An 18,250-nucleotide genomic window follows, 5' to 3' on the forward strand; every position below is an offset into this window, starting at 1 on the left:
AGGCGCAAGAACATATGAATACGAACAACATTAAAAAATACGCACCAAAAGCGCGCCGCGAATTTATGGATGCGGTAGCTAAACGATTAAATACCTTTGGTATCACCGCGAATAAAAAGGGCGAGCTACAAATTGCAGAAGCGAATCTACAAGGTTCTGTGCTTCAAATCGCCGGTAACAGTTTTGACGGTAAACTGGCCGAGCCCAGAAAACGCATAGTGGCCAGAAGCCAGAAACTTGGATATGCACAACTTATTGAACAAGTAGCTTACACCTGGTTCAACCGTCTGTGTGCCATTCGCTATATGGAAATCCATGACTATCTAGGTCACGGTTTTCGTGTTTTGTCACACCCTGACAACCCTAAAGGCTTTGAAATTATCGATCATGCGCAAGATGCTGCGGATGAACTCGGATTAGATAGAGCTCGCATAATTGAACTCAAGCTTGCGGGCAACAAAGACGAAGAGCTTTATCGTGAACTGCTGTTGGGCCAGTGCCATAAGCTTCATGAAGCGATGCCTTTCTTATTTGACGCATTGGACGATGAAACTGAGCTTCTGCTACCAGATAACCTAACACGTACCGACTCAATTCTGCGTGGATTGGTAGACGGCATCCCTGAAGAGGACTGGCAACAGGTAGAAGTGATTGGCTGGCTTTACCAGTTCTACATTTCTGAAAAGAAAGATCAGGTAATGGGCAAGGTGGTCAAAAGTGAAGACATCCCTGCCGCCACCCAGCTATTTACACCCAACTGGATTGTGAAGTACCTGGTACAAAACTCAGTCGGTCGTCAATGGCTGCAAACCTACCCAGATTCTGCCATTAAAACGCAGATGGAATACTACATTGAGCCTGCTGAACAATCTGACGAAGTTAACCAACAGCTAAAGGCTATTACGCCAGAATCTATTGAACCTGAAACCATCAAAGTACTCGATCCCGCTTGTGGCTCGGGCCACATATTGATTGAAGCCTATAACGTGTTAAAAGCCATCTACGAAGAACGTGGTTTCCGCTCTCGTGACATTCCAAAGATGATTCTGGAGAACAACCTCTACGGCTTAGACATAGATGATCGTGCAGCGCAGTTGTCTGGCTTTGCGCTGATGATGATGGCTAGAGATGACGATAAGCGTATTTTTACCCGTAACGTGCGACTCAATGTACTGTCATTGCAGGAAAGTAACCATATCGACCTGCCGATGTTGTGGAAAGCACTCAACCTATCGGGAAGTTGGCAAAGCGGCACATCACAAGGACTGTTCTCTGACGAAGAGCAAGATTTAAGCTCGTTCAATGCAGACAACCGCTACCAACTGCTGAAGCGAACGTTGGCAAGATTCACTCAGGCCAAAACCTTTGGTTCTTTGGTTGATGTTCCAAGCGATGAGCATGAGCAATTAAAAGAGCTACTGAACACTCTTGTAGAGCTTCAAGAGTCAGGCGATTCAATGCAAAAGCCTGCGGCGAAGCAATTGATTGAAATTGTTCATCAGGCTTTGGTTTTATCTATTCGTTACGATGCTGTTATTGCGAATCCTCCCTATATGGGAAGTAAAAGCATGAACTCTCAGTTGAAAAAACTCGCAAAAGATGACTATGCAAACAGCAAGGCAGATTTGTATGCCATCTTTATGGAGAGAGGTTTTAGCTTGCTCAATGAAAGAGGATTTAATGCCCAAATTAACATGCACTCATGGATGTTCATAACTAGCTTTGAAGAACTAAGACGTCAAATTTTGCAATACAAACGTATAGTTACTATGGCTCATCTAGGGGCAAGAGCGTTTAGTCAAATTGGTGGAGAGGTAGTTCAAACAACAGCTTGGATTATTAACAATACATACATAAATAGTTACAAGCCTGTATTTTATCGTCTTGTCGATGGTGATGAGAATGAAAAGAAAATCAGCCTTTTGAATCGGAATAATGAGCATAGAACGATAGAACAAGAAAACCTTACGAAGTTGCCAGGTTCTCCTGTTGCATACTGGGCAAGCTTGGATTTTATCAAATTAATGGAAAATGCTGACTTATTGGATGCGCGAGCGGTTAAAGGGCTTGATACCAATGGTAATATTGATTTATTCCTCAAACGTTGGCATGAAATAGATATAAATAAATTTAGTGAATTTGCTAACGATAGTAAAAAATCAGTCTGGTACCCTATCGCTAAAGGAGGAGAATTCAGAAAGTGGTATGGAAATAATGAATACGTTATTAATTATGAAAATGACGGTCAAGCATTAAAGGCCAATAAGGCAAACTTGAGAAATATGGATAAATATTTTCAAGAAGGTGCTACGTGGACCGTGGTTTCAACAGCAGGATTTGCGGTTAGATATTTACCTAGAGGATTTACTTTTGATCAAGGTGGATCTGGAATATTTGTAAGCACTAACGACAGATATTCGATATGGGATGTTCTATCAAGCCTTAATTCTTCAATTGTGTACGGAGTTGCTAAATTACTTTGCCCAACTTTGAATTATACAACGGGTGATGTTAGAAAATTTCCTATTTGGAAGTTTGAATGTTTAGAAGAAGTAACCAAAGAGTTAGTCGATATTCATAAAAAGGATTGGGATTCGTCAGAAGTTTCATGGGGTTTCCAGAGAAATGCGCTTTTAGATGAAGTGGCCGAGACCAATATAGAGTGCTCTTTGGAGAAATGCCTGACTAAACAGTCTGAGTTAGTCAGTAGGGCAATTGAGTTAGAGACTCTAAATAATAAAGTCATTGAGAAATCTTTTGATAATGCTGAAAAGGAAAACATGCTTGATGTATCAAATATTACGATGCTTGTTAATCCTTTGTATTCATTTGGGTCAAAAAGTGTTGATGATTTTAAACCATTGTCAAAGTCAAAATTAATATCAGAATTAATATCGTACTCCATGGGGTGTATGATGGGGAGGTTTTCTCTTTCGAGGAAAGGTCTTGTATTTGCTGGATCAGCAGGTCGTGAATTTGATGAGCTTTTAATTGATGGTGCTTATGAGGGTTTTATTCCCGATGAAGATGGAATTATTCCGTTAACTGATAGAGAGTGGTTTAAAGATGATGCTACCAACCGATTCCGCGAGTTTGTTCAGGTTGTTTGGGGTGAGGAACACTTACAAGAAAATCTCGATTTTGTTGCCGAGTCACTGTGCTTAAATGCCATAAAGCCCAAGAAATCAGAATCAGCGCTTGAGACGATTCGCCGTTATTTATCAACTCAGTTCTATAAAGATCACCTGAAGACTTACAAAAAACGCCCTATTTATTGGCTATTTAGCTCAGGCAAACAGAAGGCTTTTGAGTGCCTGGTTTACCTGCACCGTTACAACGAGGGCACGCTTTCGCGTATGCGTACCGAGTATGTCACCCCGTTACTCGGCAAATACGATGCGTATGCAGAACAGCTTGAGAAGCAGATTGAAACGGCTGACTCGACCAGTGAAGCAAACCGCTTCAAGAAAGAGTTGGATGCCTTAATCAAGAAACAGGTTGAACTACGAGAGTTTGATGACAAGCTAAAACACTACGCTGATATGCGTATTTCACTGGATCTGGATGATGGCGTGAAAGTGAATTACGGCAAGTTTGGTGATCTGTTGGCTGATGTTAAGGCCATTACCGGTTCGGCCCCGGAGGTTAACTAATGCAGATTAGCGAACTGGCACAAGGTGTCGCTGCCAAGCTCGAACAAAGCCGCATTGTGTTTTGGTACGACCCAGAGCAAAGCTTTACTGAAGAGCTTGAGCATTTAGCTAACGCCCTATCTATTGCAAAAGAAGTAGGCGATAGCGCAGCAGATATAACTGCCAGAGTACTGCCAAATGATTTGACCATCCTCAATATGGGTAGTGAGTCCGTATTGGCAGTGAAAAAACGCATTGAAGTAGATGAGCGTGAAGCTAAATTCCTTATCTATTTTCCAAGCGCTGAGCCAGAGCCTGACCGCGATTGGTTGCTAGACGTGCGTTTGTATAGCGAGCAGTTTTTTGCTGATCACAGCTCAATGCTGCTTAATGAGCTGGGTATCCCGAAAATGGCGCTACGCACGCACATTCGTAAGCGCCAAAGCTTTTTTGCTAATAAACAGCGCATAGCCGGTTTAAAGAAGTGGGTGACTGAGAACGAAGACGAACTGTCGTTAGACAGGAAGATGATGGCAGTGGTTGTAAAAGCTGATTCTGCGTCTTTGTCGGACATTTTGCTTGGGTTACTACGCGAATATGCGGCTTATATCGAAGATGAAAGCCTTGGCCAACCTTTATGGAGCCAGCTAGGAAAGTTTGATCTTGAGACCTCACTCTGGGCATATCTGAGTGAGGGTTTTGGCTATACAGTCGAAGAGCCAACCTTCCCAGACTTCGTGTTGAAATTATTCTGTACTGAATTCTGGAGCCAAATTGAAGGTGTTGAACGCGATTGGTTGCTTAACAATGTTCTAAAAAGCGCATCAGGCCGGGCGACAGCCTTGGCGTTTATGGTGAGCTGGCGCGACAGCCGCTCTTTCGCCGCTTACTACGAAAGCATCTCTAAGGTGCTTAGCCAACAGTTGGAAATTTCGACTCGTGCTGGCCAGTACCATCCGGTTGAACTTATCGAATGCGAAACGTTCGAGGCTGTGGAACAGGCCATAATCCGTGGTTTAGTTCGTGATTTGCTCGATAGCAGTAAAGCGCTAGACCGAGTTCAGTTTGATACGGTCTTATCAAGACGTCTTGCTAGCCACTGGACATTGTCACGCAAAGAATACTTCGCAATTTATGAAGCTATCCGCAACGCTGAAGAGTTAATGCACTTGCGAAATCGCTATGTGGACGGGTTCCACTTTGATAACGCGAAAGCAATGTACGACGCCTATACCACAGACATTTATCGTTTTGACCAGGCTTACCGTTTGTTCAATGAACATGTGCACTCTGTATTGAGTAAAGGTGCAGACATACTGCGTCAGCTCGACGACGAAGTCGAAAGCATTTATACCAACTGGTACTTATATGAGCTTGGCCTTGCCTGGGATCGTCACTTGGCCAATGAGAAATTACTTGAAAAGTGGCAGATTTCTGGCGTACCGCACCAGTATGACTTCTATGAAAAAGAAGTTCGCACACGACTGAGTCTGAAACAGACAAAACGAGTGTTTGTGATCATCTCTGATGCCCTGCGTTTTGAAATTGCGAATGAGCTTGGCGCTATCATTAACAACGAGAAGCGATTTAAGGCAGAGGTGTCTACGCAGTTGGGCGTTTTGCCGAGTTATACCCAACTTGGGATGGCGGCATTATTGCCTCATAAGGCGCTCAGTTACCAGCCAGAGCAAGGCACGGCTGTTTATGTGGATGGTATTTCTTCACAGGGTTTAGACAACCGCAACGCCATCCTACAAAAAGTAGGTGGTATGGCAGTGAGTTCTAAGGAACTGATGAGCTGGAGTAACCAGGAGGGGCGTGACAAGGTTCGAGACGTAGAAGTAGTTTATATCTATCACGATACCATTGATGCGATTGGTGATAAGGCTGCAACTGAAGAGAAAACGTTTGAAGCCTGTCGTAGTGCCATTGAAGAGCTAAAAGACCTTGTTGGCAGGGTCATCAACCGTCTAAACGGCAGCCGAGTTGTGATCACCGCTGACCATGGCTTCCTCTTCCAACAAAAAGCACTTGTAGCGGCTGATAAAACCTCGTTGAAAACCAAACCTGCTGGCGCGATAGAAGCCAAGAAACGTTATATCGTTGGTAATAACTTGCCTTCAGATGAAGCCTGTTGGAAAGGCTCAATTAACGATACGGCTCATGGCTCTAGTGATACCGAGTTCCTGCTTCCAAAAGCGGCTCAACGCTTCCACTTCGTTGGTGGTGCTAAGTTTGTGCATGGCGGAGCGATGCTACAGGAAGTCTGCGTACCGGTACTACATGTGCGAGAGCTACAAAAAGAACAAGCAGCAAAACATGAGAAACAACCGGTAGGTGTTGTAGCAGCCACTCAGCCCATCAAATTAGTAAACAATATCGACAAGGTCAGATTTATTCAGACAGACCCTGTAGGCGAGCGTTTCGTCGCACGGTTGTTGGATGTCTATATCGTCGATGCACAAGGTAATGAAGTCTCCAGTCGTGAAACGATTAACTTTGATAGCGTGAGTAAAGTGATGGATGAACGTACTCGCGAAGCTAGGTTAAAGCTTATTGGCTCCCAGTTCGACAGAAACGCTCAATACACATTAGTTCTTGAGAATGCGGAAATGAGAACCCGTTATAGCCAATACGCGGTAACCATTGATTTGGCATTCCAAGATGATTTTTTCTAAGGCGCTGAGGTGAAACATGACAACTGATTTTTCACAAGATCATAAAGACGAAAAAAATCAGATGCAAAGCGCCGATTTAGACGCATTGCTCAATCAATATTTTAAAGGCCGTGTCGTTCGAAAAGATCTGACAAAGCAATTGAAAGAAGGCGCTAACGTCCCAGTCTATGTGCTTGAGTATTTACTAGGCATGTATTGTGCGTCCGATGACGACGAAGTCGTAATGCAAGGCCTTGAGAATGTGAAAAAAATCTTGGCTGAGAACTATGTCCGACCTGATGAAGCGGAGAAAGTGAAGTCACTTATCCGTGAACGCGGAACGTTTAAAATCATCGACAAAGTAAGCGTTAAGCTCAATCAGAAAAAAGACGTCTATGAAGCTGCGTTGTCGAACCTGGGGATCAAGGATGCCCTTGTGCCGACCAAAATTGTACAAGACAACGAAAAATTATTAACTGGCGGTATCTGGTGCATTATTACCGTGCAGTATTTCTTTGAGGAAGGTCAGAAGACATCACCTTTCTCCATTATGAGTTTAAAACCGATACAAATGCCGTCCATGAATATGGATGAGGTGTTTTCAACCAGAAGACATTTTAGTACCGATCAGTGGATGGATGTGTTGCTTCGTTCCGTGGGTATGGAGCCAACCAACTTAGAGCATCGGGTGAAGTGGCATCTTATTACTCGCATGATCCCATTCGTTGAAAACAACTACAACGTTTGTGAGCTCGGGCCAAGAGGGACAGGTAAAAGCCATGTCTACAAAGAGTGCTCACCAAATTCATTGCTTGTCTCGGGCGGACAAACGACTGTGGCGAACTTGTTCTATAACATGAGCTCGCGCCAAGTTGGGTTGGTTGGTATGTGGGATGTTGTCGCATTTGATGAAGTGGCCGGTATTAACTTCAAAGACAAAGACGGCGTTCAAATAATGAAAGATTATATGGCGTCAGGGTCTTTTGCCCGTGGTCGTGATTCAATCGAAGCGAAGGCTTCCATGGTATTCGTCGGTAACATCAATCAAAGCGTTGAGACACTGGTGAAGACCAGTCATCTGTTGGCACCTTTTCCTGACGCCATGATTGACACTGCTTTTTTTGACCGTTTCCATTCCTATATTCCTGGATGGGAAATACCGAAGATGCGTCCTGAGTTTTTTACCAATAGTTACGGATTAATCACAGACTATCTTGCTGAATACATGCGTGAAATGCGCAAAAGAAGTTTTGCGGACGCTATCGATAAGTTCTTCAAACTCGGTAATAACCTTAATCAGCGTGATGTAATTGCTGTACGCAGAACGGTTTCGGGCTTGTTAAAGCTACTACACCCCGACGCACAGTACACAAAAGATGATGTAAGAGCCTGCCTGACCTATGCGCTGGAAACTAGACGTAGAGTCAAAGAGCAATTGAAAAAGCTTGGCGGAATGGAATTTTTTGATGTGCACTTTAGCTACATCGATAACGATTCATTAGAAGAATTCTTCGTCAATGTACCGGAACAAGGTGGCAGCAAGCTAATTCCTGAGGGCTTACCTCGCGCTGGTGTCGTGCACTTGGTTACTCAGGGAAGCACTGGGCAGCTTGGGTTATATCGCTATGAAACCCAGATGATGGCTGGTTCTGGTAAACACTCAGTGTCTGGCCTTGGTTCGAATACCGCAGCGAAAGAAGCTGTGCGTGTTGGCTTTGATTATTTCAAAGGTAACCTGAATAGAATAAGTGCGTCGGCGAAGTTTTCTGATCATGAGTATCACCTCCATGTTGTTGAGCTCCACAATACGGGGCCAAGTACAAAGTCATCGCTCGCTGCATTAATTGCGTTCTGTTCAATTCTGATGAACCGACCGATTCAAGAGCAGATGGTTGTTTTGGGTGAGATGACTTTAGGTGGTGTTGTAAATCCTGTTCAAGATCTTGCAGGCAGTCTTCAGTTAGCTATGGACAGTGGCGCAAAGCGTATTTTGCTCCCAATGGCCTCAGCCTCAGATATTCCAACGGTTCCTGCTGAGTTGTTCTCAAAATTCCAGATCAGCTTTTATGCAGACCCCGTCGATGCTGTGTTTAAGGCGCTTGGGGTTAATTAAGAAAGGCAAGGATGCATAATGAATATTCTTTTAAGTTTTACGGGGTTTAATGACCCTTTTAGTAAAGGTCTAGTGGAGCAAGAAGAGCAACCAGGCCCAATACTTAGTGTGTTAAAAGCCAAAACCTTCCAGATCGTTTACTTGTTTGACACTCCAGCTACTCGTGAGGCCAGTAGTAATACAAAAGAAGCTATCAAGAATTTGTATCCTCAATGTATTGTGCATGTCTTGGACATGAAGTTATCAGATCCGACCAACTATCATGATATTTTCAAAGGACTGAAAGAGTTCGCTCTCACCATTCAAGAAGAGCAAAAACATGCAAAGTTCTACATATCGGTAGCGTCGGGAACACCGCAAATGCATGCTTGTTGGGTGCTGCTGGCAGCATCAGGTGAAATTCCTGCCAAGATTCTTCACGTAAGGCCTCCACGGTTTGTAACTAAGGACCGACCACTGCTCAGTGAGATAGAGCTCTCATCCGATGAGTTTCCTTCGGTCAGATTTAAATCCTCCAGCTTCACGATTGATGAACATGAGATGGATGTGGATTCGGTCAGAGCACAGCTCGGGATTGTCGGAGATCATCCGGCTATGCTCAAAGCCCTTGAGATGGGTGCCATGCTGGCCTCATCGCTAGCTCCAATTTTGATCACAGGTGAAACCGGCACCGGAAAAGAATTGTTTGCCCGCTATGTCCATGCATTGAGTGGTCGTCCACAGGAAACCTTTGTCGCTGTAAACTGCGCTGCAATCCCTGAGGATCTTGTTGAAAGCATTCTTTTTGGACACAAAAAAGGTGCCTTCACTGGAGCGGTGAACGATCAGACCGGAAAATTTGATGCGGCTGACAAGGGGACGCTGTTTCTCGACGAGCTTGGAGAATTGCCTCTGCCTGCTCAGGCTAAACTTTTGAGGGTGCTTCAGGATGGTATCGTTGAACCGATCGGACAAAGTAAGGGGCATGCCGTTGACGTTCGGATTGTTGCTGCCACCAACCGAGAGCTTCGCAAGCAAATCCGCCAAGGCAGCTTCCGGGAGGACCTCTATTACCGGCTTAATGTCGGTGAGATCAAACTGCCTTCTTTGCGTGAGCGACGTTCAGATATTCCCAAACTGGTACTCAATATCCTAGATCGTTTGAATACTTCTTTGAAAAGACATCGCCGACTAACTACCGATGCACTTAATCGTCTGCAGGCCCACAATTGGGAGGGGAATATTCGAGATCTTGAGAATGTCATCGAACGCTCTGTAAGGCTGAGCCGATTGGAAGTACTGGATGCTTCAGACCTGCTTATTACCGAACCGATCACCTATGCCGATCCATTGGATGCTTTACCCGAGCCTTACGAGGGATTTTCTCTGGATGAGTTTCTCGGCAGTGCCCGCAAGCAGATGATTTTGAGAGCGCTTGAGGCCGCGAACGGCAACCAGAGTCAGGCAGCGAGAATGTTAGGTGTAACCCCTCAGGCGGTGCACAAGTTTTTGAATAATACTAAGCGATAAATTTAAACCACGGTTGAAATTGTATCAACCTGAGTTGAAATACAGCCAATACCTGTCCCTTGCTGATGATTGCGCAAATGCAGCAATAACAGCATGTTGCGCTGTTTTGAATTATTTGGCACACCGGTTGCTAAAGACCATGTGCAGAAAGAAACGCAATTGGTTGAAAAAGCAAAAGGAGCAACGATGCCAGCATTCAGAGTCACTTCAATTATCGACGGAGATACCTTCGCGGTGTCACCAGAGTGGAAATGGAACGGTGAGACGGGAACCAGAGTCCGTCCTGCCGGTTACGATGCTCCGGAACTGCACACCGCCAAAGGGCAGAAAGCGAAGGATGCTTTGTCAAAGCTTATCAATGGGCAGCAGGTTGAGCTCAGGACTGCTTACAAAGTGGATCGGGGCCGACTGGTCTGCGACGTGTTTGTCGGGAGCAGAAACCTTGCCGAGTTTTTCCCCGAGTATTGAGAATTGTATGAAATTGAAACCAGCAAACTAATCAGGAGGATGATCCATGTTTGATCCTAAAAAATTCACCACCCCGGCCGCCAAGCCGCTTCCCGTCGTTCTGCTTCTGGATGTCAGCTCCAGTATGTCCGGAGATAAAATCGAGAACCTTAACAAGGCCGTCGAGGATATGCTGGATAACTTTGCGCAGGAAGAGAAGATGGAGACAGAGATTCTTGTTTCCGTCATCACTTTCGGCAATCAGGTTGAGCTTCAGGTTCCCTACATCAAGGCTTCTCAGGTGCAGTGGCAAGGTCTGCAGGCAAACGGTATGACCCCGATGGGAACCGCCCTCAAGATGGCCAAGGCCATGATCGAGGACAAGGAGACCACTCCGTCCCGTGCTTACCGCCCGACAATCGTTCTTGTTTCAGACGGACAGCCTAATGACAGCTGGGAAAAGCCGCTGGAGGACTTTATCTCCGAAGGGCGCTCTTCCAAATGTGACCGCATGGCAATGGCTATCGGACGTGATGCGGATGAGACGGTTCTGAAGCGTTTTATCGAGGGCACGCCCCATGACCTTTTCTATGCGGAAAACGCCGGGCAGCTGCATGAATTTTTCCAGCGAGTGACCATGTCGGTCACCATGCGTACCCAGTCCAAGAACCCGAACGTGGTACCGGCCCCGTCGGAGATCAAACTGGATGGCGGCAGTGTCAAGTCGGCTACAGCCGGAAATACAACCGCTTCATCCGATGATGAAGGTTACTGGTAAACAAAAATTTGGAGGTGAATCATGCCACAGGCAATTGGCGACCCTGATGAACTTGACCGTTTCGCGCAGTCTCTGACGCAGTTCATCGACACGTTGAATGAAGCGGTTAACGGTTTGAATCATAGCTTTGGTGCCCTTGGGGATACCTGGCAGGATGAAAAGCGAGCGAGTTTTGAAGAGGACTATAACGCGCTGGTGCAGCAGCTTTCTCATTTTGAGGCGAACGCATCGGAACAGGTCCCATATCTTCATGCTCTGGCTTCACGTTTAAGAGATTATTTACAGAGTTAAGGTGGGGAATGGCGTACGTATCCGTTGGACAAGTTGAGAATCTCGAGGAGGCAATTGCCGGGCTTCAGTCGGCCTATGACTCCATGGAGAGTGCCTGTCAGGCCCAAATTGCTGCGGCTGAAGCCAAGTTGGCCGAAGCACAGCAGGAGGCCGATAACAGCGCTCAACTGCTGGATGCTGCGATTGAAGCCGAAATGGAGGCCGGGCAGCAGCTGGAACAGGCTAATGAGCAGCTTGCTTCAGCCAATGAGCAGTTGAGTTCCGCTTGTTCATCTCTTTCCGCCTGCGAAGCGAGTGGCAGCTATGATGAGGACGGCAACTATGAACCGCCCAACTGTTCATCTGAAGAGGCCGATGTAGCCGCCGCGGAATCTGCCGTCGCAGAAGCGGAATCCGCTGTCGCGGCTGCGGAGGAAGCTTTGGAAGCTGCGAAAGACCATCGCATGCAGATGGAGCAGCGAAATGAAATGGCCCGGCAGTGTCTTGATATGGCAACTCAGCTGGAGGAAACAGTGCAAACGGAGTGTGCAGTCCGGCTTGCCAGTGCTGCGGCTCACCTTGAAACAGGAAAAGCACGACTGGAAAGCGCCAAGGCAGCTCTCAACGCCTATCTCGATACGCACCCGCCAGCGGCGGAATTTTATTCATGGCTGAAATGGACTCCGGACCCAAGTAAGCCGGTTACGCCAAAGGAGCTGCATTCGAGGCTGAATCTATCCGTTGAACAGCAGCGCTACTATTTCGAGTATCTCGCCGATCGTGACCCGGCATTCAGAGCCAAGATTGCCGACTACAGAAGCCAGCTCGAAGCCGCCAACGGTCCTGCTGAAAGGCATGCGGTTCAGCTTAAGATCCGCCGAAACCTGAGTGGCTACTGTGGCGAAAAAATTGTGGAGCAGGCGCTGAGTCCGCTCGGACATAAAGCGGACACGCAGGCCCGGACCACGTTTGAGGACGGCAGATTCACAAAAACCGACCTGATCATCGAAGATCTGAAAGTGCCGGTTATTCTGGGCCGTGGTGAAGGCATGAGTGCTCCGGCTGGAGGCTCTATCGCCATTGAAGTGAAATGCGGCCGGGCTTTGTATCTCTATTCTCAGAAAGACCACATGGTATTCCAGTCCGGTGGACATCAGGAAGCCAGTGCGTCGATGACGATATGTTCACGCGACATCAAGGATTTAACTCCAGAACAGGAAGAAGAGCTGCGTGAAGCCCTTCGGAGTGCCGGATCGCCATTAATAGGAATGCTCCCGACAAAAGACGAGATCGACAAAGCCTGCTGGGACATGGTGACCGGTTCTAATGCAAATAACGGAGGAGCTCATGAAAATTAAAATCGCTCTGATACCAAGTGAACACACAAGCAAAGCTCAGGATCTTTCCTCCAAGCTCCAGAACGCTATGGAGGCAGGTGAGATGAGTGCTGTTGACCAACTCACGGAAGAACTGTTCTCGCTAACAGATAGCGAGTATTCCCTGTCCTTACCGGAAGAATACTGGCACCAGCTGATTGAAAAGGTCAGAAACTCTGATAACGATTTCAAGTCTGACTACATCATGACCAAGCCACAACTCGAAACGATTATTGCAGCCGGTGTGGCTGAATCATTTGCGGATGTTTCAAGGGTTATTGAACAGGCATTAAAGGCTGACGGTGTTGTCCTCCAGCTACCGTTTGAAGAGGAGGATGCCGATGTTTGATGATCTATTTAATGTGACTTCGCAGCAAATGGGCAAATTTTCCGACACCGTTAGAGACCAGTTTGGTCAGTCTATTGTCTCAGACGTTTTCGAACCCCTTTTGCAGGACATCTTCGGCCTTCAGCAAATGGCAGAATTATTTCAGGCCAGAGCCGCCGAGATTGATCAGCTAACTGGAGAATTGCAATCGATAGGAAGCATGGGCCATGAGTAACAGCCGGAAAAACAGGGAGTCCATGCCTAAACGTCTGTTCGATGCCGTTGGCGCAATGAATAAAGCGATTCTAAGGAAGGAAGATACCTACCGTCAGCTTCAAACTGAACTGAAGCAATCGGAGCATGACTGCGACAGAACTGTGGGAAATCTCAGGGCTGTCAGCGACTCTGCGGAAAGAGCTGAACTGGCTGCGCTGCATGATAAAGAGGTAGGCTTACAGAAAGATCTGCAATCGCTAAGCAATGAGATCCGCAGCGTAGAGGATCATGTCAAACAGATTGAAAAAGCTATTTCCGATCTCGCGAATAATAAAGACAGGCTTGACCGTGAGATCAACGAACGCCCCGTCTTAATTTCAATCGTAAAATATGTATTCGGTGACGCTGAACGTGAGGAATCTGAAAGAATTCAGAGAGAGATTCAAAAGAATGAGCTTGGCAAAGATGATTTAATCAAAACCAGATCCAAACTCAGCTCTCGAAAGGCTGGTTTGGAGAATCGCCAGAATGATCTGAAAGTTGAGCTTGCCGGTATCCAGGCCAAAATTAAGCGATTGAGTGATTCCAAACTCGCTGGAGCCAGAAAAAGAAACGACGCGCTGAATGCTCTCAAGTCAAAAAAAGAGCAGATTCGTGAGAGAAAACATCGGGTGTACGAGGAGTTTGAGAAGGAATGGGTTTCGGCCCTGAAGAATCTTGATGATCTATGCAAAAGGGTCCGCCTGCGTCAGCCGCATCTGAATGAGTTAACAGCCGAAAATATCAACACGGGCACCCATTTCCCTGACGCTCTGGCGTTCGGGCGCATGTACCTTACCTATCAGAACTGGAAAGGTTATATCCCACGGTTGATCCCTTTTCCTTTTAAGAAATCGCTCTGGCTTCCTGACCAGACTACAGGACACCGGTTGATTCATCAGCTGATGCTACGGCTGATGCACTGCATGCCGGTCGGCAATGTTGAAATTACCGCTGCAGATCCGCTGAGATTGGGCACGTCTCTGGACCCGTTTCTTTCTCTGTTGAAAGTAAAACGGCTCTTTCCCGAGCAGCGATTGCTGACCCGGTCGGACGAACTGGAAAATGCCCTGGCCCGGTTAACGGACTATGTTGAGGATCTGCTTCAGAATAAATTCAAGGGAGAGATCAAGAGCTGGTCCGCCTACAACGAGGCAAACAGCAGCAATCCCATACCGTATAAACTGCTGCTCATTTTCGGAGTGCCGGAGCAGTTGACGGACAAAAGCCTCTGGTACCTTGGCCGCCTTCTGGAACACGGCCCTGTCTGTGGCGTACTTCCGGTTTTGACCATTGATGAAAATCGGCTGGAGGATCGTAAATTTACAGGGCTGCGCACAGCGATAGACAAATATTCCAAGAGAATGGATTCCATTGTCCCGGCAGAGATACTGACCAAGCATGTCTCTGAAATCAATGTTGTGGAGGAACAGGAATTCTGGCCCGGACGTTCTGAGCTGAAAGATTTTCTGGCATCCATATCTGACCGATATGAACAGAGCGCAAAATTTAGCAAGAGCCTGACTGACCTCTGGTGCAATTCGGACTACTGGGGTCACGACGCTGTTCAGGGTGTACAGGTGCCGATCGGCTGGACTTCGGATGGCGAGATCGTTCCTTTCTCTATCGGTGGGGTGAATACAGAGCACCATGTTCTTCTGGCCGGGCGTTCAGGCTCCGGAAAATCAAACCTGCTTCATGTTCTGATTCATAGCCTCTGCCACATGTATTCACCCTCAGAGTTGAATATTTACCTGCTGGATTACAAGCAGGGTACGGAATTCAGTGTTTATGCTTCCCCTCCGCTTCCTCAGGCAAAACTGGTGGCTACAGAGAGTGATCCTGAATACGGGGTAACTGTTTTGGCGCATTTGACCGAGGAGCTTGAAAAACGGGCTCAGGAGTTCAAAAGCCGGGCTGTCCGTGACTTTTATGAATACAGGGAATCTTCAGCGGCCGAACTCCCGCGTATCCTGCTGATTATCGATGAGTTTCAGATCCTGTTTTCTGAGGGGCGGCAAGTGGCCGAACCCGCAGAGAAAATGTTGAACCAGCTGCTGAGGCAAGGACGGGCCTACGGCATACATGTGCTGCTGGCCACCCAGACACTGAAAGGAATCCAGTCTCTTTCAATGGGCCAGTTGATAAGCCAGATCGGCTGCCGGATTGCCCTTGCCTGCAGCGAGGAAGATTCCGCGATGATTCTTGGCAACAGCAACTGGGAGGCTTCCAAATTGAGTAGCCCGCCGGAGGGAATCATTAACAATTCCAACGGGGCAAAATCGGCAAATCAACGGTTTCTGATTCCATTTGCCGATCGTGGGCTGTGCAAGGATCACATTACCAAGATTACTCAGATCGCAGACCAGCGTGGTTACTGCGGCTCAACAAGAATATTCAACGGCTCGCGTCTGCCGGAAATGCCTGCTGCTGATTGGTTCAACTCAAAAAGCCATGAGACGGTGCAACTGCACATTGGTGAGCGTTTGAGTTTTGAAGCAGAACCGCTCTCACTGACACTGGTTAACCGACCGTCATCGAATTTACTGATATCCGGCTATAACGATGCAATCCACGACGGTCTGCTCGCCTCCATCCTTCAAAGCTTGGATGCTCAGAATGGCATCGATGAAATCATCTACTTTAACGGGCGCTCCATAGTGCCGGTGGGGGCATCAAAATATCTCGATGGTTCCGGAAACAGACCTGTTTCAAAGCACGAGAGTGTTCCCGCGCTGAATCTGGCCGAGATCTCCGGGAAATTACAACAGTCAAAAAGAATCGTGATTATTGACGGGCTGGACTCGACCAAGGAATTTCACTCCGGACCGGCGAGCTTTCGACCGGTGAAGAAAGATGAGCCACCATCACCACAAGAGAGTCTGAAGAAAATTTTGGAAGACGGTCCGCTGCAAGGGACATTTGTGATTGCCTTTGCGGATAATTGGAAACGCTGCAATTCATCGTGCAAGGACCTTCTTGGGTTCTTTGAGATGCGCGTCGGATTCTGCATGAATGAAGATGATGCAGGTTCATTCGTCAGTGGAGCAATAGGAAAATTTAAAGGACTTGAAACAGACAATCGCGCTGTCTTTGCCGATCGCCTGAAAAATCAGGTTAGTTGGTTCCGTCCATACATAAATGGGGAAAGTTTATGAAGAAATATTTAATGACATGGTACGGAATGACTGATTTCAGGGCCTCACTCGGACTGGAACAGACAACCGGCCCCGTTCTGGGAGCTTTGCTGGCGGAAGATTACACCGATGTGATCATCCTCGGCTTTACGCACCCGGATAAATCCGAATACAAAGCTGATGTATTTCAGCAAAAAATTGCAGGTGTTGAAGGCTCTGACCCGGCTGCTGCGAGACAGTTTGTCGACCTGTTTTCAAATACAGGGGCTGCGCACCATCATTTTAATGAATGGCTAAAGAAACAGCTTCGGGATGCCGGTAAAAAGGTCGATGTGCGTTTCCACTCTGTGGAGCTGACGCATCTCAATGACACGGAGGGCATCTATGAGGCTGCGACTCAATCCCTGCATGCGGTTGCAGCATCTGAAGGTGAAAAGCTCGTTACGCTCTACCTGAGTCCGGGGACTCCGGTTATGGCTTTCGTCTGGGCTTTTGCGGCCCTGAGGCACCCAACGCTAAAAAAACGCCTTATCGCATCTTCTCACCCAGGAAGGCCTCCAGAAAGCATCGTTCTGCCAAATGAGTGGCTGGAATGGCATGGAATACAGGTTCGAACAGCTAATACGGAATCTGACCAATATGATGCCATTTTTCACCTGTTCGGCGAACAGCGGATGCCGAACCTGCTTGGCGTGCTCCAGTTTTCAAGCAGTAAGCATATCTTTGTGAATTCCGCACAGTTTCCAGCCGATGTCATGAAACAGTTTATTGGAGAAGCTGAATACGCTGAAATTGCGGTGGACCCATATGACCCTGAGAATGTCCGAACCACGATTTTGGATCTGATTGAGAAAACGCCTGTTGATTCGAAGATCGGCTTTAACTTAACGGGTGGAACCAAGTTGATGTATGCAGGGGCGCTTGCCGCCTGTCGTAAGGTAAATGCAACGCCATTTTATTTCGATTTTTCAAAGAAACAGGTTATCAATCTTAATAGTTTTACTAAAAGTGAGATTGTTTCAATAGATTCGGTTGAAACATTTCTGAAGTTGAACGGTGATGGATTAACAGTATCGAAGCCTGGTCTTACAGAACAAGAACTTTCTCGAGAAATTATTAATGCCTCTCAGATAATCTGGGAAAATCGTAACTTGATCGCGTCAAAGTATCGTGAGCTGAAAAGTTATATTTCTGATGAATCATTCAAGAGTTGGGGCGATGATTTCTACGCTGAACTGACAATTGATAAACAAGCAAAGCTAACAATTGGCGGTAAGTCATTTGTGTTTAATGAATTCCCTGATTTTCTTGAGTTTCTGATGGGTAAGTGGCTAGAGGTGTATGTTTTTAGTGTGTTACTTCCCTTAAAAGAATCTGCTGTTCTAAAAGATTTACGCCTTGGGTTAGAGGTGTCTGTTGTGGACGTCGACTCCAACGATAACTTTAAGTATTACCATGATGGGTTTAAAGAAAATATAGGTTATCAAGAGTTTGATGTTATTTGTACCGATGGATATCGCTTATTCATTATTGAGTGTAAAAGTGGAAAGGTTGAAGCGAACCATGTTTTGAAGCTGAGTGAAACTGCCAAACATTTTGGTGGTGTGAAAGGGCACGGAATAATGATTTCGTCGTTTCGTCCCCCACATCCTGTGATAAAGCAAAAATCAGATGATCTTATAAATGTGGAATGGTTTTTTGGTAGTGGTGCCTCTGAGCATTTGCTAAATTTTTTCGGGAAAATTTGA

General features: G+C 46.6%; 12 protein-coding genes. All 12 read left to right on the forward strand.

All coding sequences use genetic code 11. The features are described from left to right. The first annotated feature begins 14 nt into the window (after window positions 1–14). On the forward strand, window positions 15–3,653 hold the full coding sequence (gene pglX / locus GKR71_RS08050) for a BREX-1 system adenine-specific DNA-methyltransferase PglX (RefSeq protein ID WP_154634117.1): 3,639 nt from the start codon (window positions 15–17) through the stop codon (window positions 3,651–3,653). Beyond that, window positions 3,653–6,310, forward strand: a complete 2,658-nt coding sequence (gene pglZ, locus GKR71_RS08055) for a BREX-1 system phosphatase PglZ type A (RefSeq protein WP_108479635.1) — start codon at window positions 3,653–3,655, stop codon at window positions 6,308–6,310. Before pglX ends, pglZ begins: the two co-directional genes overlap by 1 nt. 16 nt (window positions 6,311–6,326) lie before the next feature. Then, on the forward strand, window positions 6,327–8,402 hold the full coding sequence (gene brxL, locus GKR71_RS08060; protein ID WP_047929053.1) for a protease Lon-related BREX system protein BrxL: 2,076 nt from the start codon (window positions 6,327–6,329) through the stop codon (window positions 8,400–8,402). An 18-nt stretch (window positions 8,403–8,420) separates the two neighbouring features. Then, complete coding sequence (locus GKR71_RS08065; RefSeq protein ID WP_108479636.1) at window positions 8,421–9,911, forward strand: sigma-54-dependent transcriptional regulator; 1,491 nt, start codon at window positions 8,421–8,423, stop codon at window positions 9,909–9,911. 93 nt (window positions 9,912–10,004) lie between these two features. Further along, window positions 10,005–10,379 carry a thermonuclease family protein gene (locus tag GKR71_RS08070; protein WP_108479637.1) on the forward strand — a complete coding sequence of 125 codons (375 nt, stop codon included), beginning with the start codon at window positions 10,005–10,007 and terminating at the stop codon, window positions 10,377–10,379. Between the two features lie 46 nt (window positions 10,380–10,425). After that, window positions 10,426–11,136, forward strand: coding sequence for a vWA domain-containing protein (locus tag GKR71_RS08075; protein ID WP_108479638.1), 711 nt, complete (start codon window positions 10,426–10,428; stop codon window positions 11,134–11,136). 21 nt (window positions 11,137–11,157) lie between these two features. Beyond that, complete coding sequence (locus GKR71_RS08080) at window positions 11,158–11,427, forward strand: WXG100 family type VII secretion target (protein WP_039183657.1); 270 nt, start codon at window positions 11,158–11,160, stop codon at window positions 11,425–11,427. Window positions 11,428–11,435: 8 nt separating this feature from the next. Continuing rightward, window positions 11,436–12,764, forward strand: coding sequence for a hypothetical protein (locus GKR71_RS08085; protein ID WP_108479639.1), 1,329 nt, complete (start codon window positions 11,436–11,438; stop codon window positions 12,762–12,764). Beyond that, window positions 12,754–13,131: a hypothetical protein gene (locus GKR71_RS08090; RefSeq protein ID WP_199908615.1), complete on the forward strand. Its 378-nt coding sequence runs from the start codon at window positions 12,754–12,756 to the stop codon at window positions 13,129–13,131. The genes GKR71_RS08085 and GKR71_RS08090 overlap by 11 nt, the downstream gene beginning before the upstream one ends. After that, window positions 13,124–13,345, forward strand: coding sequence for a hypothetical protein (locus tag GKR71_RS08095; protein WP_108479641.1), 222 nt, complete (start codon window positions 13,124–13,126; stop codon window positions 13,343–13,345). Before GKR71_RS08090 ends, GKR71_RS08095 begins: the two co-directional genes overlap by 8 nt. Before the next feature lie 22 nt (window positions 13,346–13,367). Next, window positions 13,368–16,523: an FtsK/SpoIIIE domain-containing protein gene (locus GKR71_RS20350; protein ID WP_199908616.1), complete on the forward strand. Its 3,156-nt coding sequence runs from the start codon at window positions 13,368–13,370 to the stop codon at window positions 16,521–16,523. Next, window positions 16,520–18,250, forward strand: a complete 1,731-nt coding sequence (locus GKR71_RS08105) for a Card1-like endonuclease domain-containing protein (protein ID WP_108479643.1) — start codon at window positions 16,520–16,522, stop codon at window positions 18,248–18,250. Before GKR71_RS20350 ends, GKR71_RS08105 begins: the two co-directional genes overlap by 4 nt.

Origin of the sequence: Providencia sp. wls1922 (assembly GCF_009706505.1) — a bacterium.
GTDB lineage: Bacteria > Pseudomonadota > Gammaproteobacteria > Enterobacterales > Enterobacteriaceae > Providencia > Providencia lanzhouensis.